A 24,233-nucleotide genomic window follows, 5' to 3' on the forward strand; every position below is an offset into this window, starting at 1 on the left:
CTTGAATTTTGCGCCGATAAAATGGTTATAATACCCTCACCTACCTAGTATCTCACCCAAATAAGGACTGTCATGTTCGACTCTGATTCAGCCTCAACGCCCGCCAATAAAAAACTGCCTAAAGCTGTGATGATGATGGTCGAAAAAGGCAATTTGGTGCAGGCAATTAAAACCTTGGCCGCTGATGAAAATATCAGTATGGATGCCGCCAAATCTCGCATAGATGCTTACGAGCTTGCGCTAAAGAACAAGCAGCAGCAAACTCTCACGACTATCGCCAATAAACAAGGTATCCCAAGCCAAGCTTTTAGCTTTGATAGAGAACAAGTGGAAGAAGAGTCGGAGCGCTTGACAAAGACTCGCGTTAAAACTACGCCCACAGAGCAAGGCTTCCAAAGTCTACAAGAGGGCGTTGACAGTCAGCTTAATGACTTGGGCTATAAAAAACCGCTTATTCCTTATTGGGCAAAGCGGCTATTGGTCATTGCTGCGGTGATGGCAGGGTTATTTTGGATAATGTGGCGAATTTTTGGCTAGTCTGTTTTAAATAGTTCCAATATAGCAGTCTGTTTTAAGTGGTCTGTTAATAGGTTTTAAGGGTGAAATTGCTGGTTCCGCTAGGGTATAGTCAATGGAATTCCCTAATGACAGTATTTATGATCCAAAGGTAACAAAATGATAGTTCAAGACAATTTTAATCCTTATCCAAAAGATCTATTGCCTACTAAATTCATCTATCCAGTTAAATATTTAGAAATTAGCGAGAACCCAAAACTCGTTAACCATAATAAAGATTATCACTTTCGTTGGTGGTTTGAGGACGCTGTTAACGAAGGAAGTAAATTATCTTATAGGCTTAGAAATGATAAAATAGAAGGACTTAACTTAGTGCCATTTGCTCAAAATGGCGACTGGTTAGCAAATTTTGATGGTGATGATACCTCAGGCAATCCAAGAGTCGTTGTAGTAGATTTGGGTGATTTGCCATTTCATATGATATGTGAAGACTTTGCTGACTGGCTGACTAAAGCTGAGCAGGACTATTGGTAATAGCTCACCCTAATAGTTTAATGTTTTGTACACCATGAAGTACACTGTGACTATTCCAGTGTGTTTAAACGTTGATGCTATTAAGCTACAGCTTAGGATTCAAGTCCTCACTAGGGTACCGAACCATTGAAAGCACCTGATTGGTTCTCTATATATTTCTTAAAATGAATCCTTCTAGTATTATCGCTTCTACTAGCACGATTAATGACTCCTCTTTCAGAGAAGATTAACATGAGTAATATGCAACGTAAGCATCCGACCATCCCATCTTTTCCTCACTTAAAAAATGCGAGATAGTGTCCACGATTAATAATCGTGGACACTAACATGACAACACAACCACCTAACAAACCCAAACGTAGAACTTACAGCGCTGAGTTTAAAGAACTTTTAGTACAAGAAGCTGAAAGTTCAGGGCGATCAATTGCCAGTATCGCTCGAGACCAGGGCATCAACCAGAACCTTCTCCATAACTGGAAACGTCAGCATCACCGCAAAAAGACTGAAACTGGCATATTACCTGCCGCCATAAACAGTCCTGCTGATCCAAACCCCTGCTTTATCCCAATCCGCCTTGAACCTCAAGCAACTCATCTGTCCTCACCCTCCGTCATACAAAACATCAAGCTGCAAATCAGAGCCCCAGGACCTGGGTCCATAAGCCTCACTATTGCCCAAATAGACACCCAAAGTTTGATTGACCTACTACGAGGCCTACAATGATACCCATCAATCACATCTGGTTATCCACCGCGCCCATGGACATGCGATGTGGCAGCGGCAAACTACTGGCTCACATCATCACCCAGCACCAAGGCATCCGCCCTCACTGTGCCTACCTGTTTTACAACAAAACAGGCACACGGCTGAAAGTATTCATTCATGACGGACTTGGGGTTTGGCTTTGCAGCCGTCAGCTAGACGACAGCAAGTTTCATGGCTTAACCAAACCACTCACCCCCACTCAAACCGGCATCAGCATCAACCGTGAGCAATTTAATGCCTTAATCAGTGGATTGCCTTGGCGTAACATGGGCAAAGATACATTGACCCCCATCCTATAAATACCCGAAGACAGGCAAATAAAACTCTGGCAACATAGCACCATGACTGTTGCCACTCTATCCGACTTATCGAAAGACCCCATTTACGCCGAGCTCCTGGTGAAAATCAGTATGCTTGAACAGCGTAATGAGCACCTGCAACAACAGATTGTTCAAACAAACACGCGTCACGATCAACTACAGCAGCTCGTCAATAAAACCTTTGAGGAAAACCACAAGCTGTATCTAAAAGTACTGGAACTCATCGAAAAACAAAAGCGGCTCATCCATCAACTGTATGGACAAAAGAGCGAAGGCTTAAGTGCCAAACAAACCCACTTAAATCAGGAAGCTGCGCAAGAAGATTTATCTGCACTAGAACAAATCCGAGATGACTACCGCCACGACTTAACCCAAGATCAGCTTGCCAAGCTACCTGCTATCGATCCTATCCAGACAGAAATGCTCATCGGTGAGAGCGACCTTGAACCAAGCACACAGATCACTGACGGATCGCTACCCTCAGCCACTGATCAGCCTAAAAAAGCAAAGCGTGCTAAATACACGGTTATTCCTGTCAACCTTGAGGTGAAAACCCAGGTTCATGAGCCATTAACCACCGTTTGTGACTGCGGCTGTCAAATGAAGCGAATTGGGGAGGATAAACAGGACAAACTTGGACTCATCCCCAAGCAGTTTTATATTGAGCGACACCTCTATCCAAAATGGGTATGCCGTGAGTGTGACATCATTCATCAAGCGGCTGCACCCAAGCAAATCATTAACAAGAGCATCGCCACCCCTGAGCTGCTTGCTCACATTCTCATTAGTAAGTATGCAGACCATCAGCCTCTATATCGGCAGAATATTATCTATAAGCGAAGTGGGGTAAATATTCCCGATACCACCATGGCAGACTGGGTGGGACGCTGTGGTGTTGCCATGGCACCTTTAGTGAATCGCTTGCATTCGCTGTTACTGTCTGAGCCTATCTTACATGCCGATGAAACACCGGTGTCTATCATGAAAAACCCTGTGAAAGCCGGCAGTAAATCATTAAAGAAAGGCTATGTTTGGGCGTATCTCACTCCACAGCACGGTGCATTAAAAGCGGTGGTGTATGACTTTGCCCAGAGCCGTCGTAATGAGCACCCTAAAGCCTTTTTAGACAAATGGCACGGTAAGCTGATTTGCGATGATTACAGTGGATATAAGTTTTTATTTCATCAAGGCGTGAGCGAAATCGGTTGTATGGCCCATGCACGGCGTAAGTTTCATGAATTGCACGTTACTGGACAAAGTGTTATTAGCATTGACGCATTAGCGTTATTCGGGCAGTTGTATGCAATTGAACGTGAGATTGATGAGCGATTTGAAAAAAACACATCCCCAATGCCAAGAGATCCCCAGATAGTCCGGAAAATCAGGCAGGATAGAGCCAAACCGATTGCGGATAAGCTGCACCAATGGTTACAAGAAAAAAGACAGTTAACCACTAAGAATGCCAGTATTACTAAGGCGATTGATTATTGCCTAAAACGTTGGCAGGCGCTGACTTGTTATTTGGATGATGGGAGGTTGCCGATTGATAATAATTGGGCGGAAAATCAGATGCGCCCGTGGGCGCTTGGGCGTAAAAACTGGTTGTTTGCAGGTTCGCTACGAAGTGGGCAGCGTGCTGCGGGCGTTATGGTAAATAAACCTCGCCGCCTACCAATTCATATAAATTACGAATAACTTCAAGACATTAAAAAAGAGATACCGTAGCATCTCTTTTTTTAAATTCATCAGACATGTTATCTTAGTGATGCTCACCCGGTAAAATTCTAGCAAAGGCACGCTGAGCAAGGTTTGGTTTTTTATTGCTAGTCAATCCAGCACGAGTACTTGGGAAAATACGATAACCCATCGATTGAATACCAACGTTAATTGCTGGTGCTAATGAGTAAGTCGCTGAGGCAAATTTACCCATGTTACTGGCAATACTGTTTGGTTTATGGACAATCGCTTTGGCAACCATCATCGCCGCCTCATCCGGCATAAGCGCAGGCATGTAGCGGTATAACTTAGTGGGCTCAATCATCGGCGTACGCACCAATGGCATAAAGATATTGGTAATGGTGACATTATCGCCTTTTACTTCAGCAGCCAAGCAGCGACTAAAGGCATCCAATGCCGATTTTGAAGCGACATAAGCGGCAAAACGCGGGCTATTCGCCAGCACACCAATCGATGATATATTAACAATTTGACCAGTCTGACGTTCAATCATCGTCGGCAAAAATCCAAGCACTATTTTAACGGCGCCAAAGTAATTGATATCCATGGTACGCTCAAAATCATGGAAACGATCTATAGACTCGTGCACCGAGCGACGAATTGAGCGACCCGCGTTATTGACCAAGACGTCTACATGACCGAAATCTGCCAAAATTTGTGCGCTAACTGATTCGATAGCATCCATATTGGTCAAGTCACAAGGATAGTAAGTAGCCTTACCACCAAACTCCTCGATACTGTCTTTAACAGCCTTTAATTTGTCTTCGGTACGCGCCAACAAGATAACATGCGCGCCGCATTCACTGAGCAGATAGGCTGTACGCTCGCCGATACCGCTGGATGCTCCTGTGATAATCACGTTTTTGTCTTTAACCGCTTTTCTGATTGCTTTTTTTGAAGGGTTAGCCATAAAAAATCCTTTTAAAATTAGACTTTCGTTAATATTTGTCTAAATCATAGCAAAGAAATATAGAATAAAGGGAATAAATCAGCAATAAAAACACTTTAACTCGTCGGATACTTTTATTTACTGAATTGTTGAACAATTTATGCTCGGCAGTTGACTTTCACTACCTATTGATTAGCATGTAAAAAGTCTTCGACCACGCGAAACTGCCCAGCGGTACTCTCTTCACCATACATGGCTTGGCGAAAAGCGTTGGAATTAGGGATGCCGGTGGTATACCACGCAATGTGCTTGCGAGCAATTCGGCAGCCTGAATATTCGCCGTAAAACTCATATAGCTCTTGCAAATGCGCTAGGACAATCTCTTTTATCTCGCTCACACTAGGTGCAGCAAGCACTTCTCCTGAGCGCAAAAAATGCTCGATATCGCGAAATATCCACGGCTGCCCTTGCGCAGCACGCCCTATCATCACCGCATCACAACCGGTCAGCTCATAGACACGCTGCGCTTTTTGCGCGCTATCGATATCGCCATTGGCAATCACAGGAATATTAATGCTTTCTTTGACTTCGCGAATCAGCTCATAACGCGCTTCCCCAGTATACATATCCTCACGCGTTCGACCATGAATGGCAATCGCAGCAATACCCGCCTGCTCTGCTCGCTTGGCCACGCGCAAAATATTTTCGCGGCCATTTTCAAACCCCAAACGCGTTTTTAAGGTCACAGGAGCATCAACGGCTCCTACCGCCGCATCCAGTAAGCGCGCGACCAAATCTTCGTCTTGCAAGAGCGCAGATCCTGCCAATTTACGGCACACTTTTTTGGCCGGGCAGCCCATATTGATATCAATAATCTGCGCGCCATTATCAATCTGATAACGTGCCGCTTCTGCCAATTTATCCGGTTCTGCGCCCGCTATCTGCGCAGAAATAGGCGCTATTTCGTTATCAAAATTGGCGCGGTAGAGCGATTTTTTGCGCGCATAAAGTGCAGTATCAGCGATGATCATCTCACTAACGGCATGCCCTGCGCCAAAGGATTTACAAAGTCTACGAAACGGATTATCCGTCACGCCAGCCATCGGGGCGACCATCAGACGATTTTCAATCGTCAAGCCGCCAATAACCAAGGGCTGCAATAAAGGATGGTCATTATTAGCTTCTGCTGATGCTTGATTAGACACGGGATTATTTATAAGCATAAAAAACGGCTTGATTCGTAGTGAAAACAAGCCGTTATTCTAAGGGTTCTTAACTTTATTGCAAGTGATAGAGGCAATCATTTGCTTAGCGCACGTCAAGGAAAAAATGCCTATTTATCAAAAACACTGCCCTGCTCTAAGGTAATATCATTATCATGTACTTGCATACGCCACGGCAAAATGTCAGGAGATATATTAATAAAGTGCAAATATTTTTCAAACTGATCAATAATATCGTTAATCACTGAATCTGATTGATAGCCATATAAGTCATAGGTTTGCCCGCCGCGGCGTAGATAAACTTCCGCCCGATAATGATGCTCTTGCGGCAGTTTACTCGCCATCTCTTCCGTATAATAATCTGGTACTTCATGCTCTGACAAACGCACTTCATACCAAAACTCGACGTTATCGCCGCCCCTGAGCTCAAATACCACGCGGTCATTGACTTCATCAAAATTCACCTCAGGCAACCAACCCGTTTCTGCAAACTTTTCAGCAACCTCATGCATCGACGATAAAACCGTTCCTTTAAGATAACCCAAAACTTTATCGCGCGTTGGCTGCTGGGTTATATAGTCAATGCGGTCACGCCATGCATCTAGTTTCAACAGATGCGGCGGCAGATGATTGTCACTGGCCAGGCTTTGATTGCGATGACCTTCGATACGCAGCGCTCGCCACATGCCAAACATCGCAATCAAAATAATAATCGTAAAGGGCAAGGCGCTAACAATTGCCGCTGTTTGCAGCGCTTGCAGGCCACCTGCTAAGAGCAACGCCGAGGCAACAACGCCAAGTATCAATACCCAAAACGTACGCTGCCATGCCGGCGTATCACTACGGCCGCCCGCTGCGAGCGAGTCAATCACCAATGAACCTGAATCGGATGAGGTGATAAAAAAGGTAATGATAAGTACCACAGCCAGTACAGATACCACTTGGGTAAACGGTAGATTCTCAAGCAGTTTAAATAATGCAATCGCTTGGTTATTTTGCACTTCAGTAATCAGCGATTCATAGCCTTGAATCATAATCATATTTAGTGCTGTATCACCAAACACCGCAAACCAAAAGAAAGTAAAGATGGTAGGTACTAGCATCACGCCAACGATAAACTCGCGAATGGTACGACCACGACTAATTTTGGCAATAAAAATACCGACGAAAGGCGACCAAGAAATCGTCCACGCAAAAATAAATAGCGTCCAACTGGTAATCCAATCGCCTTGCTGATACGCCTGCAGACTAAAGGTACGCTCGACAATATTACCTAGATAACTACCCGTGTTTTCCATAAAGGCGTTGAGAATAAATATCGTCGGCCCTACCGCAAATACAAACAGCATCAGCGCCGTTGCCAGTATCATGTTTAAGATAGATAAGCGTTTGACTCCTTTATCCATACCTGCAAGCACTGATATCAAGGCCAACCCCGTAATCAAGACAATGGCGATTACTTGCACGGTTGTATTGACTGGAATGCTTGGTAATAGGTAATGGAGTCCCGTATTTATTTGCGACACTGAAATGCCAAGACTGGTGGCCAAACCAAATAAAGTACCCAAAATGGCGAACACATCAACCGCATGACCAATAGGTCCATGAATTTTTTCACCGATGATGGGATACAGCGTCGAGCGCATCGATAGCGGCAAACCGTGACGAAAAGCAAAATACGCCAAGGTTAAAGCGACCACGCCATTAATTGCCCAAATATGAAAACCCCAATGGAAGTAAGCAATCTGCATGGCTTCTTTTGCCGCAGCTATAGTTTGTGGCTCTGATAGCGGCGGCGAGGCAAAATGCGTCACTGGCTCCGCTACCCCATAAAATAGCAAAGCAATCCCGTACCCTGCCGAAAACAACATCGCAAACCATTCAATAAAATTGTACTGTGCCTCACCATGGTCAGGCCCTAGTTTGATACTGCCATAAGGCGAAAATGCGAGCACCACCACAAACATCAAAAACAGCGCGGTTGCTAGCATATAAAACCAGCCGAATGTCTCGGTGGTAAACTCTAGTACTTGGACAAACAAACCACTCGCCAGCTGTGGGTTGACCGATGTCCCCACTACCAGCAATAACATGACAATGGCCGTCGGTATAAATACTGGCATCAAAATAGTAGAGCGAGGTTTACTCATAAAAAATTCTCAAAAAATCTTAAATTTGGGTATGCGTCTAATTTAGGTATGCGTCTAATATTGTTATATAACGCCCAGTTATTCAAATAAATTTTAAATCACTGAGCCAATAGTTACATTACCTAATGATGGTAAAAAATATTGCTTTGTTTATTAATATTGAAAAACATCGCTATTTAACGAAAAAAGACAGCTGCTTAGCTGCCTTTTTTATCACACGAATACACATTTATTTATCGAACACACTGCCTTGCTCCAGCGTGATGTCATCATCATGTTGCTGCATACGCCATGGCAAGATATTTGGCGAAACATTGACAAAGTGTAGATACTTTTCAAATTGATCGATAATGTCATTAATCACCGATTCAGACTGATAGCCATATAGATCATAAGTCTGACCACCACGGCGCAAATAGACTTCGGCGCGATGGTGATGCTCTTGTGGTAATTCATTGGCCATATCTTCGGTGTAATAATCAGGCACCTCATGCTCTGACAACCGCACTTCGTACCAGAACTCCACATTATCCCCGCGTCTTAATTCCAGTACCGCGCGATCATTAACCTCATCATAATTAACCTCAGGTAACCAACCTGTTTCGGCAAATTTCTCTGCCACCTCATGCATCGACGATAACACTGTACCTTTGATATAACCCAGAACTTTATCGCGCGTTGGCTGATTGGTCATATAATCAATGCGGTCGCGCCAAGCATCCAATTTCAATAAATGCGGCGGTAAATGATTGTCGTTGGCCAAACTCTCATTACGATGACCTTCGATACGCAGCGCGCGCCACATGCCAAAGGTCGAGATCAAAATAATCACCGCAAACGGTAAAGCACTGACGATAGCGGCAGTTTGTAATGCACTCAAACCACCTGCAATAAGTAACACTGCAGCGACTGCACCCTCAGTGACGACCCAAAACGTACGCTGCCACCATGGCGTATCGCTACGTCCACCCGCCGCGAGCGAGTCAATCACTAATGAGCCCGAATCCGATGAGGTCACAAAAAAGGTGATGATTAACACCACGGTCAATGACGAGACAATCTGGGTAAATGGTAATTGCTCTAACAGCTTAAATAATGCAATAGCTTGGTTGTTTTGCACTTCACTAATCAGCGCCTCATAACCATCGACCATAATCATATGCAGAGCGGTGTCACCAAATACAGAGAACCAAAAGAAAGTAAACAGCGTTGGCACTAGCATCACGCCAAGGACAAACTCACGAATGGTACGACCACGACTAATTTTGGCGATAAATAGCCCAACAAAAGGCGCCCAAGCAATGGTCCATGCAAAAATAAATAGTGTCCAGCTACCGATCCAATCACTCGATTGGTATGCTTGTAAACTAAAGGTACGCTCGACGATATTGCCCAAATAGCTGCCTGTGTTTTCCATAAAGGCATTTAGAATAAATACTGAAGGTCCAACAATAAACACAAATAACATCAAAGCAGTGGCAAGCACCATATTTAAGATAGATAGGCGCTTTACCCCTTTGTCCATACCGGCTAATACAGAAACGAGTGCCGCCGCCGTCACCAACGCAATGATAATAACTTGCACCGTGGTACTAACTGGCACCGTATTTGGTAACAAATAATTTAGACCCGCATTAATTTGCGCGACCGATAATCCCAAACTGGTGGCGATACCAAACATAGTACCGACGATCGCAAACACATCAACGGTATGCCCGATAGGACCATGGATTTTGTCACCGATTAGTGGATAGAGCGTTGAGCGCACGGACAATGGCAGACCATGCCGAAACGAGAAATACGCTAGTGACAAGCCAACCACACCATAAATCGCCCAAATATGAAAACCCCAGTGAAAATAAGCAATTTGCATCGCCTCTTTTGCAGCTGCAATAGTTTGCGGTGTGGACAGGGGTGGACTGGCGAAATGTAATACTGGCTCTGCAACGCCATAAAACAGTAAGGCAATGCCATACCCCGCTGAGAATAGCATGGCAAACCATTCAAGGAAGTTATATTCAGCATCCGCGTGGTCAGGGCCCAACTTAATACTGCCATACGGCGAGAAGGCTAAGGCAATAATAAACATCAAAAATATGGCAACTGCCAACATATAAAACCATCCGAAAGTATCGGTGGTAAAAGCCAGAACTTTGCTGAACAACTCACCCGCAGCTTCAGGGTTGAGGGCTGTGCCAATCACTAATAACAACATAATGGTTGCGGCTGGCACGAATACTGGCAACAAAATAGTAGAGCGAGGTAATTTACTCATAAAAAATAATGTCCTCAAAAAATAACAATAAATATGAAAGCTAAATACAACAAGAGAAGTAAGATCGCCTACTTTATAAATTTGTATGAATAGAGGCAGTATCTCGTTCGGCTCTTATTAAACCGTTTATAAAACAAATATAATTTTTATCACACTCTCTGCAAAAACCCTAGGCAAGTGCCTGACTCGTAACACTATTTTAACGTTTGTTACATGACTATTACTCAGCAATAAAAAAGGCAACTTGTTAGCTGCCTTTTTTTTGATGATTGCATTATGAATGGTCAATTTAAGACATTAAGGATTAATAGCGCCTGCTAACTGTTTCGCCATCTCAGCAAGCTCACTTTGATCTGCTTGCGTGACCGCATGACGACCTAGCTCATGAATGCTCGATGGAATTAGATGCACATGGTAATGAAAAACAGTTTGTCCGGCTTGTGCGCCATTTAACTGCATTTGAATAATACCCTCACGCTCGAATACTTGACGCTGCGCTTGCATGACTTTTTTGGACGTCATCAGTACTGCTGCGGCATATTCTGGTTCAAGATCGACTAAATCAACGGCTTTTTGCTTAGGAATGACCAGTACATGACCTTTTGCTTGCGGCATGATATCCATAAAGGCGAGGGTTTTGTCATTCTCATAAACTTTATGATAAGGGATATCACCGTTAAGCATTTTGGCAAAGATATTATTATCATCGTATTTGGTTTGGGTATCTTGACTCATTTTTATTCCTTAACCTTTTATTAGTAATTAGTTGTCATCAATTGGTTGTCAGTACTAAAGAGTAAATAGCTCAGCAAATATAGTGGACGAAATTTGGATTGAGTACAAGTGGCTGATACATTCACTAGCCACTTTCAATTTTACTGGGTTTTGCTATCAACAATTCTATAAGTGATACGATTAATTTATTGGCGAGCCGTGCGCTTTAAATGTTATATTAATCCTCTATTTTAATCACCTCAGGTTTATGGATTTGACTGCCTTGCCAACCCAATTATCCCAATCATCAAACACTACTGACGCTCATAGCGACCACGCTCATGACACTATGAGAAATCATACTGCGGTTAATGAAACGCTTGAAGATAGCGCACCGTCAACCATGTCAAGCATTGAGCCAAACGCCATTATCTTAGCTGAGGCATTAACTGATAAGGCAATCAGTTGGCGTATCCATAATTGTAAAATCAGCAAAAAAATCATGACGCAGGATATGCCACTGCCCTTTTTGTATCATTACGACAGTTTAGATGACAGCATTAAACAGACTTATCCATTAACACCTGCCCTACTTGCCCAGTTTAATACCCCCATGACAGCTGACGAGGCGGCGAAACTTATCGGTATTGATAAGGCGCTAATCACCAGCCCTTGGCATGTCAAAGTGATTGGCTCATTGGTGGTGTTTAGCGAAGCGCTGCAATTGGCCGTACGCCTGCATTGGACCAATACTGGTAAAGACACCCAGCAAATTTATACCAAAGATGAAGCCGATGCGCTTACTGCTGCTTTTAAAGAGTGGCAGTTTTTTGGTCGTATCGATGTGCTTTATAAGAATACTAAGCAAACACTTATCAGTATTGATGAGCACGCCGAAAACGATAAACAGCTACTGACTATTGCTGCCAGTCCTGACTATCAATTCTTGCCAGCGCCTCACGCCTTAGTCGTCATCGCCAAACTTGAAACCGATAAAGCCGATTTGCCTTGGTTTGAGACCGCTATTTTAGAGCGCCTCGTTTAAATATTGACCCTCAAGTCTTTATGATTATTGGTTAATGATTTTCAGTTATCCATATCTAATGGTATGGTAACGCCTTAGTATTATTCACTAGTACTCACATGGCATAAAAAGCACACTATCCGTATGACAGCGGATGCTGCAGACGTTTATAAATCTCGCTTATTTGTAAGGAATATCACATGGATTATCGCTCAAAAACTTCTACTGGCGGTCGTAATATGGCCGGTGCGCGTGCCCTATGGCGTGCAACGGGTATGACGGATGGCGACTTTGGCAAACCGATTATCGCCATTGCCAACTCCTTTACCCAGTTTGTCCCCGGTCACGTGCATCTAAAAGACTTGGGGCAACTGGTGGCGCGTGAGATTGAAAAAGCGGGCGGCGTGGCAAAAGAGTTTAATACCATTGCGGTCGATGACGGTATTGCCATGGGCCATAGTGGCATGTTGTATTCATTACCAAGCCGTGATTTGATTGCAGACTCGGTTGAGTATATGGTCAACGCCCACTGCGCCGACGCCCTAGTCTGTATTTCTAACTGCGATAAAATCACCCCTGGTATGCTGATGGCAGCCATGCGCCTCAATATCCCTGTTGTTTTCGTCTCTGGCGGCCCGATGGAAGCGGGCAAGGTCATCGCTAGCACTGTCGCTCATAGCCATAATAATGATGGTGGCAGCGATGTGCACACGACCGATAGTAAAGGCAATGCGATTCGTAAGCTTGATTTGGTCGATGCCATGATGGATGCCGCTGACGATAATATCAGCGATGAAGATGTTTTGGCCATTGAAAGCTCGGCTTGCCCAACTTGTGGCTCATGCTCTGGGATGTTTACCGCCAACTCAATGAACTGCTTGACCGAAGCATTAGGCTTATCATTGCCGGGTAATGGCTCTCTATTAGCCACGCATTCGTTACGCCGCGAGTTGTTTTTAGAAGCGGGTCGCACGATTGTATCATTGGCCAAGCGCCGTTATGAGCAAGACGATGATTCGGTATTACCGCGCTCTATCGCTACCAAAGCCGCTTTTGAAAATGCGATGAGCTTAGATATTGCGATGGGTGGCTCGACCAATACTATCTTGCATCTATTGGCTGCCGCCAATGAAGCGGAAGTTGATTTTAAAATGCATGATATTGACCGCCTAAGCCGTAGTGTCCCTTGCCTGTCGAAAGTCGCTCCTGCTTCACAAAAATATCATATGGAAGATGTCCACCGTGCTGGTGGTGTGATGGCGTTACTTGCCGAGCTTGACCGTGCCAGTTTACTGACCACCGATATCCCAACCATTCATAGCGCAAGCATGAGAGATGCTATCGATAAATGGGATATCATGAATCCTGATAATACTGAGGCACGTGCGCGCTATATTGCCGCTCCTGGTGGCGTCCGTACCACGCAGGCCTTCTCGCAATCAAAAGAGTGGCCAAACCTTGACGTCAATCGTGAGTCGGGCTGTATTCGTAGTGCTCAGCATGCCTATTCAACCGATGGCGGCTTAGCAGTACTATACGGCAATATTGCTGAGCGCGGCTGCGTGGTTAAAACCGCAGGCGTCGATGAAAGCATCTTAGTCTTTACCGGACGCGCACGTATCTTTGAATCACAAGACGCTGCCGTAGCCGCCGTGCTTGATGACCAAATTGTCGCCGGCGATGTGGTCATCATTCGCTATGAAGGCCCAAAAGGTGGGCCTGGTATGCAAGAAATGCTTTATCCAACAACTTATCTTAAGTCTAAAGGTTTGGGCAAAGAGTGTGCGCTGCTCACAGATGGTCGTTTCTCTGGCGGCACCTCAGGCTTATCCATTGGTCACGCCAGCCCAGAAGCAGCTGAAGGTGGCGCGATTGGTTTAGTACAAGAAGGCGATACCATTCATATTGATATCCCGAACCGTACCATCAATATGCAAGTCAGCGATGCCGAGCTTGCTGCGCGCCGTGAAGAGATGGAAGCGCGTGGACGTAACGCATGGAAGCCTGTGAGCCGTGAGCGTCACGTCTCGCCTGCGCTGCGTGCTTATGCAGCTATGACTACCAGTGCCGATACGGGTGCCGTCCGTGATGTGAGCCAAGTTGAGCGTTAAATAAATCTGTAAACGCAATGATTTATCACTAACCTTATAGAATTACCCAAAGCCTGCGCCATGCAGGCTTTTTTTCACCAAAAAACAACGCTACCGCCGTTCTGTTAACGTTTTTTTGCGGTAATAAAAAGCATTTGCGCTCATTATTAATAGCGATTAAACCTCTTGTAACTTTATCTTTTTAAAACCAAAAAATAGCGTGCACCAAACTTATGATTGAAAACTATAATTTATTCTTATTGGTCTGCGGTATTGCCTTTTTATTCGGGGCACTGTTTCCTATTCTTTTTAAACGTACGCCCATCTCGCTGCCCATGCTGCAAGTAAGCTTTGGTCTATTCATGGGCTATTGGTGGACCAGTTTATCTTTTTTAAATCCGATGGATAACGGTTTAATTATCGAAAAACTGACCGAAATCGTGGTATTGGTTTCGCTGGTTGGTGCAGGTATCAAGATAGATACTGAGCTGTCGTGGCACTTATGGCGCCCGACTGTGCGCTTACTACTTATCACCATGCCGATTGGTATTTTTGCCATGGCGCTCTTAGGCTATTATGCTTTTGGTTTGACATTAGGCGCGGCCATCTTGCTCGGTGCGGTACTGGCTCCGACCGATCCTGTGCTAGCCTCTAGTATCCAAGTCGGACCGCCCAATACTGGCGGCGAGGATACACCGCGTTTTACCTTGACCTCAGAAGCAGGGTTAAATGACGGCTTGGCGTTCCCATTTGTCTATTTAGCGATTAAGGTCGCAGAAGCTTATAGCGGCGGGCAGCAGTTCACAGGTGAGATGCTGTGGCAATGGTTTACGACTGATGTGCTGTGGAAAATTGGCGCAGGTTTGGTGGTCGGGATTGTGGTTGGTAAATTACTAGCAAAATTGGTCTTTTCAAAATACAGCCACAATACCTCCATCTCTCAAGGTTATGTGGTGATAGCTCTCACCTTGCTGGCCTATGGTTTGGCAGAATATGTACACAGCTATGGCTTCATTGCAGTATTTGTCGCCGCCTTTGCCTTTCGACGCTCGGAGCGTGAACACAGTTATCACCAAAAGCTGCACGATTTTGCTGAGCAGTCAGAAGGCTTACTGATGTCCTTAGTTCTTGTGGTTTTTGGCATGTTTTTAGGTCAAGGACTGCAAGCGGGCGTTGAGCTGACATGGCGCGTCTATATCGTCAGCTTTACCTTTTTATTATTGATTCGACCGATTGGCGGATTGATTGCTCTATCAGGATTAAAGCTGCCCTATACTGAAAAGTATGCCATTTCTGCGCTCGGTATACGCGGTATTGGCACCTTATATTATCTGTCTTACGCCCTCAATCAAGGCTTCTTTGGTGAAGTAGACGCTGTTAAACTTTGGATAGTCTGCTCAATTGTCATTTTGGCGTCTATCTTTATCCATGGTTTGATTTCCCCAAGGTTGCTTAAACTCACGCCTAATAAGCCGCGCCATGGATAATTTCGGACGACTACCTCAATACTTTTGTTAGTTATAGTGTTGCTACTTATCCTTTAAGCACCTGTATTTCTGTTTTTCATACTGGCAACAAGAATATTGAGGTAAGTTCAAGAGTCACGTCTACTAGATTCCAGCGTCAATCAAATCTAATACCGCTTCCGTCAGCGCAAACTGGCGGACATCATTGAGCATTGTTACATCAAAATTATGGATAAAGGTAAACGACAATTGCCGCGCAGGATCACACCACGCAACCGAACCGTTATAACCCATGTGCCCAAAACCTTGCGCGCTCATATTAGAAGCTTCACTTTGACAAATGCTAAACCTGCGATGATAGCCCAAGCGCCAGTTCATTTTCGCCGGCATTACCGCGTCCATGCCAGTGGTTTGCGGGGTTGAAAGCTGCTTAAATGTTGCGTCGTCAATTAATGTCTGCCCCTGCCATGTACCGCCATTGGCTAGCATGGCATAAATAGTTGCTAATGCTTGCGCTGATGCCACGCCGTTGGCAGCGGGAATGATGGCTTGTAGCGTCCGTTTATCGTAATAATCGATAGGTTGTTTATTAGCCAACACAAGAGCCGATTTATAGTTTTTTAGATTAAGCTGGCTGTTATTAAAGTATAAACGGTTAATTTTTGCTGTATCCAAATTAGGCAGCCCATCTGCCATTGCGCTTTCATTTGCGCCTGCTTGATTGGTTAGTGCTCTTTTTTGCCAACAAGTATAGCTTGGTAGGCTTGAATAAATACGCAAAGTATTTTCAGAATCCGCTCTTAACACGGGTTTGCTGCGGCGAGGTCGCGCTTGCGACAGCTCCTGATTGCTTATTTGCTGGGCTGTGTGTTCGTCTGTTTGGAAATATTTAACCAAATGAGCCACTTCATCTACTTTATCGTCTGGCACCCCAAAATAACAGCTGTCTGCAATTCCTAGCGGCTCAGTCAAATAGTGACGCAGCGCTGTGGCTAATGACATATGGGTAACGGCTTCTATCACGCCGCCCAGTACCCAACCGTAAACCAAGGCGCTATAAGCGCTCTCATATAAGGCGCTGTCTTCAGGCGCTGTTACTGGCATAGCAGCAACCTTTTCTAGCATGAGCTGCCAATCGAGCACCATGTCATTATCGACATCGATACTTTGAATCGAAAACAAGTTGCCTTGATGCGACATGACGCTACGTAAAGTAATCTGTTCTTTTCCTTGCGCGGCAAAAGCAGGCCAATAATCCGCAATCGCTCGGTCATAATCAAGCATATGCTCGGAGACCAACACATGCACCAATGTCGCCAACACCCCTTTCCCTGTTGAAAAATTCAGCGATAGGGTATCGGGGCTCCATGACAAATCCGCGCGCGCCATTCCCACACTAGCCTGAGCAATACATTGCCCCGCTTGATAAACCACCAAGGCACCGCCAGCTGGTGCGTCATCAAGCTGCAAATATGTTAGCAATTGTTGTAATTTTTGCTGAATAACAGGATTAATAGACGTATAGACGTTTTGATTATCAGCTTTCTCATTATTATTTTTCATTATTCACTCGCTTTATTTATAAAAACATTTTTTATAGTCAAAAAATTCATTAGCTAATTAATCACGAAATTTGCTCATAAAAAAGGCAACCTATTGGTCGCCTTTTTTGTTGCATGTCGCTCATATGTAACGCGTACAGTTTGCCCTACATGCTTAGTATGCCATGAGTCTAGCGTGGAACCAATAAACGATTATGAACCTCTTCTTCTAGCTTCGTCAAACCATGACTGCGCCCGCGCTCCATTGCCGTATCCATTTTGCGTCCGCGTAACCAGCCCGCACGCAATGCTACCGCTGCACCAGCGCGATTACCAGAACCACAGTGCAAGACGGTTTTTTTGCCATGGTACTGACGCAAGATGTTATCAAACGCCAATATATTTAACTGTTTTAAATCCTTGGCCCCGCTGATAGGCAGCTGCTCATAATGCATACCAGCGCGCTCTACCGCCGCGCGCTCATCAAAATTTAGCTCATCATCTGGCTGCAAGTTAAGCACCAACTCAACGCCAGCCGCCGCTAAAGTAGCGACCTTTTCGTCGTCGAGGGCGCCGCACACGATGGTGTTGTCATCAGGGCGAAAATACGGCTCAAACATATTTTCCAAATCGATACCGTTATCTTTAGCAGTAGATTCATCTATGGTAGCTGAGTTATCGGGCGCAGCTACGCTTGTTGCATTGTCATGTAAAGTCATAATGAATAATTGGTTAATAAAATATAAAGGTTAAAAATATGGCGCAATCTATTGATTTTCGCTTTGCAGTTTGATCACACCAGCAAGATGCGGCTTGTCGTTTTTAGCACTAAATAAGCCAAACTCGCAAGTATCGGTTGGGCTCTTTAACTGCGCTATCGGCTCAGCGATCAGCTCTACTTCAGCTGGCAAAAAGATAGGCAGCTTAAATGATACATTGACCGTGCAAGCATCTGGTAGCTCATCCACCAGCGCTAGACATTTAGCTTTTGACCACATGCCGTGGGCGATGGCTTTTGGAAAACCAAATGCGCGTGCCGATAATGGATGGAGATGGATGAGGTTAAAATCCCCTGAAACAAACGCATAACGACGGCCGATATCTTCTGGTACTTCAAAGATACTGTGCACGCCTTCTTCATTCACCAAAGGCTTAACGGTCACTGGACGCGGCGTGCTTTTTTTATCTTTGCTACCTGATTTTTTTCCACGTGACAAATAAGTAGAAGTGCCTTCCCAAATTACCTCGTCATCTGACTTAACGGTGGTGACAAAATCAAACTGCTGGCCTTGCGCATGGTCGCGTAGATTATCAAATTTCACCGCCATCGCTACCGTTTCACGCTCACCGATAGGACGATACTGCGTCACGCTATTATCCACATGCACCAAACCTAGCATAGCAAAGGGAAATGGCTCTTTGACCATCATATTCATTTGTAACGTCTGTGATAAAACAGAAAAATAGGTAATCGGTATTTTGCCATTGTCGGCGAAACCACAAATCTTACGATAATCGTCAAGATTATTTTGGTCGATGTGCAAATTATCTACATAATACGTCGCTTGTGGCAACTGATCGCGGCTGACCTTTTCGTTATTACCAATAGGCAATAGACTCTTGACGATATTGGCGTAGGTGGTATGCGCTTTTGGCAACGCATCATAATGTTTGTCTGACATAATAAATCCTAAATGGGGTTGAGCTAACTGAGGCTGGAGCAAATTATCTGGCTACTTGTAAACAGTGAAGCATTCGTTTGTCGGCTTATTTGTTTACTGGTTCATTTACTGGCACATGCTTTTATTCATACCTGTTTTTATCATAAAAAAGCCACCCTCGGGCAGCTTTATTACAATTTATCAGCAATTTTTCGTAAGCATATGTGAGGTCCATTTAAAAACCTCATACACCCTACTTACTTAATACAGGCTTGCTCACTATGATTTAGTCATTCATCGAGCAGTATTCTGCCTCTATTTTACTGAGTATGCATCCAACAAGCTATGCACCCAACAAGCTTTGGCCACAAACACGTACGATATTGCCATTTAGACCACCAGAAGCTGGCGACGCAAGCCATGCAATGGTTTCAGCCACATCGATTGGTAAACCGCCTTGGCTCATTGAGTTCATACGGCGACCGGCTTCACGAATGGCAAACGGAATGGCTTCTGTCATTTGCGTTTCGATAAACCCTGGCGCTACAGCGTTGATAGTCATGCCTTTAGAACCGTCGTCTAATTGCTTAGCAGTCGCGTTTACCAAACCGATGACGCCCGCTTTAGAAGTAGCATAGTTACTTTGACCTAGATTACCAGCGATACCTGAGATAGATGAAACGCAGACGATACGTGCATGGTCTTTTAGTACATCATTATCTAGCAAGTAGCGGTTTAGCTTGGCAATACTGCCCAAGTTAATGTTGATAACCATGTCCCACTTTTTCTCATCCATTTTTGCCAGTGTCTTGTCACGGGTCACGCCAGCATTATGAATAACGGCATCTAAACCGCCACGCTTTTGCGCCGCTTCTGCGATTTCTTTGCCCGCATCTTCACTAGTGATATCGACGGTTAATACTGAACCACTGATTTCGCTGGCGACTTTTTGTAAGTCCGCTTGCTGCTGCGGTACATCAAGACAGATAACATGGGCGCCTTCGCGTGCCAACACACGAGCGATGGCTTCACCGATACCGCGACTTGCGCCAGTGACCAGCATGGTTTTACCGCCTAAAGGCTGCGTCCAATCGACATCAACGTTGGCACCATTAGTAACACGTACCACTTGTCCTGACACATAAGCTGAGCGCGCTGAGGCAAAGAAGCGTAACGTTGAGTCTAGGTTCTTTTCAGCGCCTTCTGCCACGTAGATAAGCTGGGCCGTGATACCGCGCTTAAACTCTTTACCGACAGATTTCACAAAACCTTCAAGCGAGCGCTGTGCCAATGCTGCCTCAATATCTTTTAGATCTTCTGGTGGACGACCGATAACGATAACACGACCTGATTTTTCGACGCGGCGCGCTACTGCATGAAAGAACTCATACACTTGTTTGAGCTCATCAGCATTACTGATATTGCTGGCATCAAACAATAAAACTTTAAATTTGTCATCGCCGCCGGTATTGGCTTTGGCTTTCACGCCTGCATCAGCCAGCGCGTCTTTTACCGCATCACGGCTGTTTACAAATACATCAGCGTGCAAATCTGACAAAATACGAGCAACTGATTCGCTGATGGCAGTATTGTCGCCATCAGCACGGCCAACCAATACACTACCGCGTACTGACGGCTGACCACTATCAAAACGGTCTAGCTCTACTGGCATCGGCAAGCCTAGATTTTTTGCCACTTTTCGGCCAATAGAAGACTGCACAAAATCACCATAACGGTCTGACATAATATAATCCTATAATTGATGAAAAAAATTATTAATATGAGTAAACAGGTTCAAAATTGCTCTAACTATACACTTCCATGCAAAACAAGTCCAAAAGCTGCGCCTGTCTATCATAATCTGTAGACAAGCCAGTATACAAGATAGCAACTTTTTCTCGCCTTAAAAACACCCCACTTATGTTAAAATATAACGTATAAGTTATGGCAAATGCATTTATAGATAACAATATATTATCAAAAGCGCCGTTATGCAATGTTATTAATCAATACTAACCAGTATAATCAGTAGCGTTTGATAGTTAGCATTGAAGGCATGAGCTTAAAATTAGCGTCACATCGTTTGCTAAAGAGATACAGTAAGCGCGTAAAAAGCGCCTTATGCTAACCTTCTCTGCCGTGTACTATGTTTTTCTCTTTTATTTTTATTTTGTTTTTCCCTTTTATCTTCTACCCATATTTTTTAAGGATAATATTATGAGTACTAAAAACAATCACCCTGATAGCCCTGTTGTTGAAACGACCGTCGTAAAAGCCGGTGATAGCCAAAATACCGAAACAGCGACTGACGCAGCAACCAAAAAAGCAGCAACTGAAGACGCCAAGCAGCCAAATGTATTCGACACAATGGCAAATTCAAAAGCGGCTGAGCCAAAAAAAGCGGACGATAAAAAGTCGGACGCCAAAACAGCGGATACGAAAACAGACAGCTCTAATAAAGATAATTCTAAGAAAGACGAGTCTAAAAAGGAGAGCACCGCTGAAAAAAGCTCAAAAGACAGCAAAACTACTAACGCTACTAAAGATGATAGTGCGGCTAAAGATGCCAATAAAAAGACTGACACAGCTAGTAAAAAAACAACCGCTACAACCGCTAAAGAATCGAGCAAAGCTGGCCTGAGCTCGGGTCAACATCGCGTCGCTATCCTAGGCGGCAACCGTATTCCGTTTGCGCGCTCAAACGGTGCTTACTCTGATGACAGCAATACTGACATGCTAACCGCCGCGTTAGATGGCTTGGTCGAGCGTTTTAACTTACAAGATGAAAAAGTCGGTGAAGTCGTTGCTGGTGCGGTGATGAAATTGAGCCGTGATATCAACTTGACGCGTGAAGCGACACTAAGCACCGCCTTAAACCCACATACGCCAACGTATGATATCTCACAAGCTTGCGGTACTGGCTTACAAGCAACCTTTGCTTCTGCCAATAAAATCGCCCTTGGTATTATTGATTCGGCGATTACTGGCGGTGTGGATACCACCTCTGACGCCCCTATCGCTGTTGGTGATGGCTTACGTAAAGTGCTAATCAAATTGGGCGCGGCTAAAGACAACAAACAACGTCTAAAAGCGCTAATGGGTTTAAATCCTAAAGATTTGATCGACTCACCACAAAATGGCGAGCCGCGTACGGGTTTATCAATGGGTGACCATCAAGCTATTACCACCCTTGAGTGGAACATCAGTCGTGAAGATCAGGATGAGCTTGCCTTTAACAGCCATAAAAATCTAGCACGCGCGTATGACGAAGGTTTTTTTGACGACCTAATCACGCCATACAAAGGTTTGACGCGCGATAACAACTTGCGCCCAGATACGACGTTAGACAAGCTTGCTAAACTCAAACCCGTGTTTGGTAAAAAGAACGCCAACCCAACCATGACAGCCGCTAACTCGACGCCGCTAACCGATGGCGCCTCTTGTGTGCTATTGGCCAATGACGAATGGGCAAAAGAGCGTGGTCTTAAACCACTAGCATACATCGTTCATCAAGAAACAGCTGCTGTTGATTTTATCGGTAAATCTGGCGATAAAGAAGGTTTACTCATGGCGCCAGCTTATGCGGTACCGCGTATGCTTGAGCGCGCTGGTTTAACGCTGCAAGATTTTGATTTCTATGAAATCCATGAAGCGTTTGCCTCACAAGTGTTATCAACGCTAGCAGCTTGGGAAGATGAGAAGTTCTGCCAAGAGCGTTTGGGTCTTGATGCGCCACTAGGCTCTATCGATCGTAGTAAGCTAAACGTCAATGGCTCATCACTTGCCGCAGGTCATCCATTTGCCGCAACCGGTGGTCGTATCCTAGCCACTGCTGCAAAATTGTTAGACCAAAAAGGGGCAGGTCGCGCGCTTATCTCAATTTGCGCCGCTGGCGGTCAAGGCGTAACCTGTATTCTAGAGAAATAATTTATTAGTTAAGTTAATTAGCCAATAAATAGCATTCAATGTTAATACTCCCTTTAATCTGATGATTAGAGGGAGTTTTTTGTTTTGGTTGAAAAAAACATTAAAAAGACTGCAACAAGTAAACACGGTGTACTCATAGCGTTATTGTAAATATGCTAGAGTAATAAACCACATATAGAACTATCATAATGAATAATAACCATAAAAATATTGCTTAGGAGCTTATTATGAGCAGAGATTTCTCATCGATCGACCGACAAACCTTAAATACCTCAAAGCGGCAAGCGCGGTCAGCACTCGAACAAGACAGCTTTATCACTCGTATGGATAAAGAAGTGTTTGGCGATGAGCTACGACGCAAAATGCATCAAGATTTGATCGACAGCTATGACGAAGAGCTGGAAAATGAGATAGACGATTACGTGCGCGACTTTCGTTTTGATGGCCGCGCGATGAGTGAACAAGAAAAGCTCGATCGGCGTACTTATTTTGAAGAATTACTGCGACTACAACGAGAGCTTATCAAACTACAAGATTGGGTGGTCGAATACGGCGAGCGCATTGTGGTGATATTTGAAGGGCGTGATTCTGCGGGTAAAGGTGGTGCTATCAAGCGTATTACCCAGCGCTTAAACCCGCGTGTTTGCCGCGTTGCTGCGCTACCCGCACCAACCGAACGCGAACAGTCGCAGTGGTATTTCCAGCGTTATGTAGCGCACTTGCCCGCCGCTGGCGAGATTGTCTTGTTTGATCGCAGCTGGTACAACCGGGTGGGCGTTGAACGCGTCATGGGGTTTTGTACCGATGCCCAGTACGAAGAGTTTTTCCAATCAGTACCTGAATTTGAGCGTATGCTGGTACGATCAGGTATTCGCTTGGTCAAATACTGGTTTTCGATTACCGATGATGAGCAGCATTCCCGCTTTATGAGCCGGATTCATGACCCACTTAAGCAGTGGAAACTGTCAGCGATGGACTTACAATCACGTCGGCGCTGGGAGGATTATACTAAGGCCAAAGAGACCATGTTTGAGCGCACCCATATCCCTGAAGCGCCGTGGTGGGTGGTCGAAGGCAATAATAAAAAACGCGCACGGCTAAACTGTATCGCTCATTTACTTGAGCAAATCCCCTATAAAGAAGTACCGCGCGATGAGATTGAATTGCCCGAACGCAAGCGCGATGATGAATATTACCGCGAGCCAATTCCCGATGATATGTACGTGCCACCGCGCTATTAGCCAAATGTATGCCTGTATAATCAAAATATTCTAAAAACGCGACGGTATTGCTGATATTAATTTTTTGTAGCCTCTGTCTGCGCAGGCACAGCAAGCAAGAAAAATTGATATCAGCAGTGCGTGATGTATCGATATTACTTTTCACTCACTATAGCATTCA

The 24,233-nt window shown here is 44.7% G+C and carries 19 protein-coding genes; 10 read left to right on the top strand and 9 right to left on the bottom strand.

Going from position 1 to position 24,233, the window contains the following annotated elements:
* Positions 1 to 72: 72 nt before the first annotated feature.
* The 5 genes from AB8P72_RS08055 to AB8P72_RS08075 all read left to right on the top strand — a co-directional run bounded on the left by AB8P72_RS08055 (position 73) and on the right by AB8P72_RS08075 (position 3,830).
* Entirely contained in the window at positions 73 to 537 is a 465-nt protein-coding gene (locus AB8P72_RS08055) for a hypothetical protein (RefSeq protein ID WP_305935603.1), read from the top strand.
* 138 nt (positions 538 to 675) lie between these two features.
* Entirely contained in the window at positions 676 to 1,050 is a 375-nt protein-coding gene (locus AB8P72_RS08060) for a hypothetical protein (protein ID WP_192529527.1), read from the top strand.
* A gap of 327 nt (positions 1,051 to 1,377) precedes the next feature.
* Complete coding sequence (locus tag AB8P72_RS08065; protein WP_369957581.1) at positions 1,378 to 1,773, top strand: transposase; 396 nt, start codon at positions 1,378 to 1,380, stop codon at positions 1,771 to 1,773.
* A gap of 35 nt (positions 1,774 to 1,808) precedes the next feature.
* Positions 1,809 to 2,114, top strand: a complete 306-nt coding sequence (tnpB, locus tag AB8P72_RS08070; protein WP_369957582.1) for an IS66 family insertion sequence element accessory protein TnpB — start codon at positions 1,809 to 1,811, stop codon at positions 2,112 to 2,114.
* Positions 2,115 to 2,156: 42 nt separating this feature from the next.
* Entirely contained in the window at positions 2,157 to 3,830 is a 1,674-nt protein-coding gene (locus tag AB8P72_RS08075) for an IS66 family transposase (RefSeq protein ID WP_369957583.1), read from the top strand.
* A 64-nt stretch (positions 3,831 to 3,894) separates the two neighbouring features.
* On the opposite strand, the gene AB8P72_RS08080 is transcribed toward AB8P72_RS08075, so the two are convergent.
* The 5 genes from AB8P72_RS08080 to AB8P72_RS08100 form a co-directional block, all read right to left on the bottom strand.
* On the bottom strand, positions 3,895 to 4,782 hold the full coding sequence (locus tag AB8P72_RS08080; RefSeq protein ID WP_144297610.1) for an SDR family NAD(P)-dependent oxidoreductase: 888 nt from the start codon (positions 4,780 to 4,782) through the stop codon (positions 3,895 to 3,897).
* A gap of 164 nt (positions 4,783 to 4,946) precedes the next feature.
* Positions 4,947 to 5,984 (bottom strand): tRNA dihydrouridine synthase DusB, encoded by a 1,038-nt coding sequence (gene dusB, locus AB8P72_RS08085; RefSeq protein WP_198329063.1) that lies wholly within the window; start codon positions 5,982 to 5,984, stop codon positions 4,947 to 4,949.
* 110 nt (positions 5,985 to 6,094) lie between these two features.
* Positions 6,095 to 8,134 (bottom strand): BCCT family transporter, encoded by a 2,040-nt coding sequence (locus AB8P72_RS08090; protein ID WP_369957584.1) that lies wholly within the window; start codon positions 8,132 to 8,134, stop codon positions 6,095 to 6,097.
* 229 nt (positions 8,135 to 8,363) lie between these two features.
* A complete protein-coding gene (locus tag AB8P72_RS08095) occupies positions 8,364 to 10,409 on the bottom strand; it encodes a BCCT family transporter (protein WP_102076737.1) in 2,046 nt (681 codons plus the stop codon).
* A gap of 297 nt (positions 10,410 to 10,706) precedes the next feature.
* Complete coding sequence (locus tag AB8P72_RS08100) at positions 10,707 to 11,144, bottom strand: HIT family protein (RefSeq protein WP_068408230.1); 438 nt, start codon at positions 11,142 to 11,144, stop codon at positions 10,707 to 10,709.
* A gap of 247 nt (positions 11,145 to 11,391) precedes the next feature.
* Between AB8P72_RS08100 and AB8P72_RS08105 the strand changes: the two genes are divergently transcribed.
* The 3 genes from AB8P72_RS08105 to AB8P72_RS08115 all read left to right on the top strand — a co-directional run bounded on the left by AB8P72_RS08105 (position 11,392) and on the right by AB8P72_RS08115 (position 15,724).
* The gene (locus AB8P72_RS08105; protein WP_068408232.1) at positions 11,392 to 12,168 is read left to right on the top strand and encodes a hypothetical protein; all 777 of its coding nucleotides are present in this window, start codon (positions 11,392 to 11,394) and stop codon (positions 12,166 to 12,168) included.
* A gap of 179 nt (positions 12,169 to 12,347) precedes the next feature.
* A complete protein-coding gene (ilvD, locus tag AB8P72_RS08110) occupies positions 12,348 to 14,258 on the top strand; it encodes a dihydroxy-acid dehydratase (RefSeq protein ID WP_068408234.1) in 1,911 nt (636 codons plus the stop codon).
* A 212-nt stretch (positions 14,259 to 14,470) separates the two neighbouring features.
* Complete coding sequence (locus AB8P72_RS08115) at positions 14,471 to 15,724, top strand: cation:proton antiporter (protein ID WP_369957585.1); 1,254 nt, start codon at positions 14,471 to 14,473, stop codon at positions 15,722 to 15,724.
* 123 nt (positions 15,725 to 15,847) lie between these two features.
* Here the strand turns inward: AB8P72_RS08115 and AB8P72_RS08120 are convergent, their stop codons facing one another.
* From AB8P72_RS08120 to AB8P72_RS08135, 4 genes are all read right to left on the bottom strand, one after another.
* Positions 15,848 to 17,266 (bottom strand): serine hydrolase, encoded by a 1,419-nt coding sequence (locus AB8P72_RS08120; RefSeq protein ID WP_306495133.1) that lies wholly within the window; start codon positions 17,264 to 17,266, stop codon positions 15,848 to 15,850.
* Positions 17,267 to 17,435: 169 nt separating this feature from the next.
* The gene (locus AB8P72_RS08125; protein WP_068408240.1) at positions 17,436 to 17,963 is read right to left on the bottom strand and encodes a beta-lactamase hydrolase domain-containing protein; all 528 of its coding nucleotides are present in this window, start codon (positions 17,961 to 17,963) and stop codon (positions 17,436 to 17,438) included.
* 48 nt (positions 17,964 to 18,011) lie between these two features.
* Positions 18,012 to 18,926 (bottom strand): MaoC/PaaZ C-terminal domain-containing protein, encoded by a 915-nt coding sequence (locus tag AB8P72_RS08130; RefSeq protein ID WP_068408242.1) that lies wholly within the window; start codon positions 18,924 to 18,926, stop codon positions 18,012 to 18,014.
* A gap of 322 nt (positions 18,927 to 19,248) precedes the next feature.
* Positions 19,249 to 20,649: a 3-oxoacyl-ACP reductase gene (locus AB8P72_RS08135; RefSeq protein WP_144297599.1), complete on the bottom strand. Its 1,401-nt coding sequence runs from the start codon at positions 20,647 to 20,649 to the stop codon at positions 19,249 to 19,251.
* Between the two features lie 473 nt (positions 20,650 to 21,122).
* Here AB8P72_RS08135 and AB8P72_RS08140 point away from each other — a divergent pair, with 473 nt between their 5' ends.
* Together AB8P72_RS08140 and ppk2 are read left to right on the top strand one after the other, a co-directional pair.
* The gene (locus tag AB8P72_RS08140; protein ID WP_313205817.1) at positions 21,123 to 22,832 is read left to right on the top strand and encodes an acetyl-CoA C-acetyltransferase; all 1,710 of its coding nucleotides are present in this window, start codon (positions 21,123 to 21,125) and stop codon (positions 22,830 to 22,832) included.
* 227 nt (positions 22,833 to 23,059) lie between these two features.
* Positions 23,060 to 24,073: a polyphosphate kinase 2 gene (gene ppk2 / locus AB8P72_RS08145; RefSeq protein WP_306495134.1), complete on the top strand. Its 1,014-nt coding sequence runs from the start codon at positions 23,060 to 23,062 to the stop codon at positions 24,071 to 24,073.
* The last annotated feature ends 160 nt before the right edge of the window (positions 24,074 to 24,233 follow it).

This window comes from Psychrobacter sp. CLB018, from assembly GCF_041222815.1.
GTDB lineage: Bacteria > Pseudomonadota > Gammaproteobacteria > Pseudomonadales > Moraxellaceae > Psychrobacter > Psychrobacter faecalis.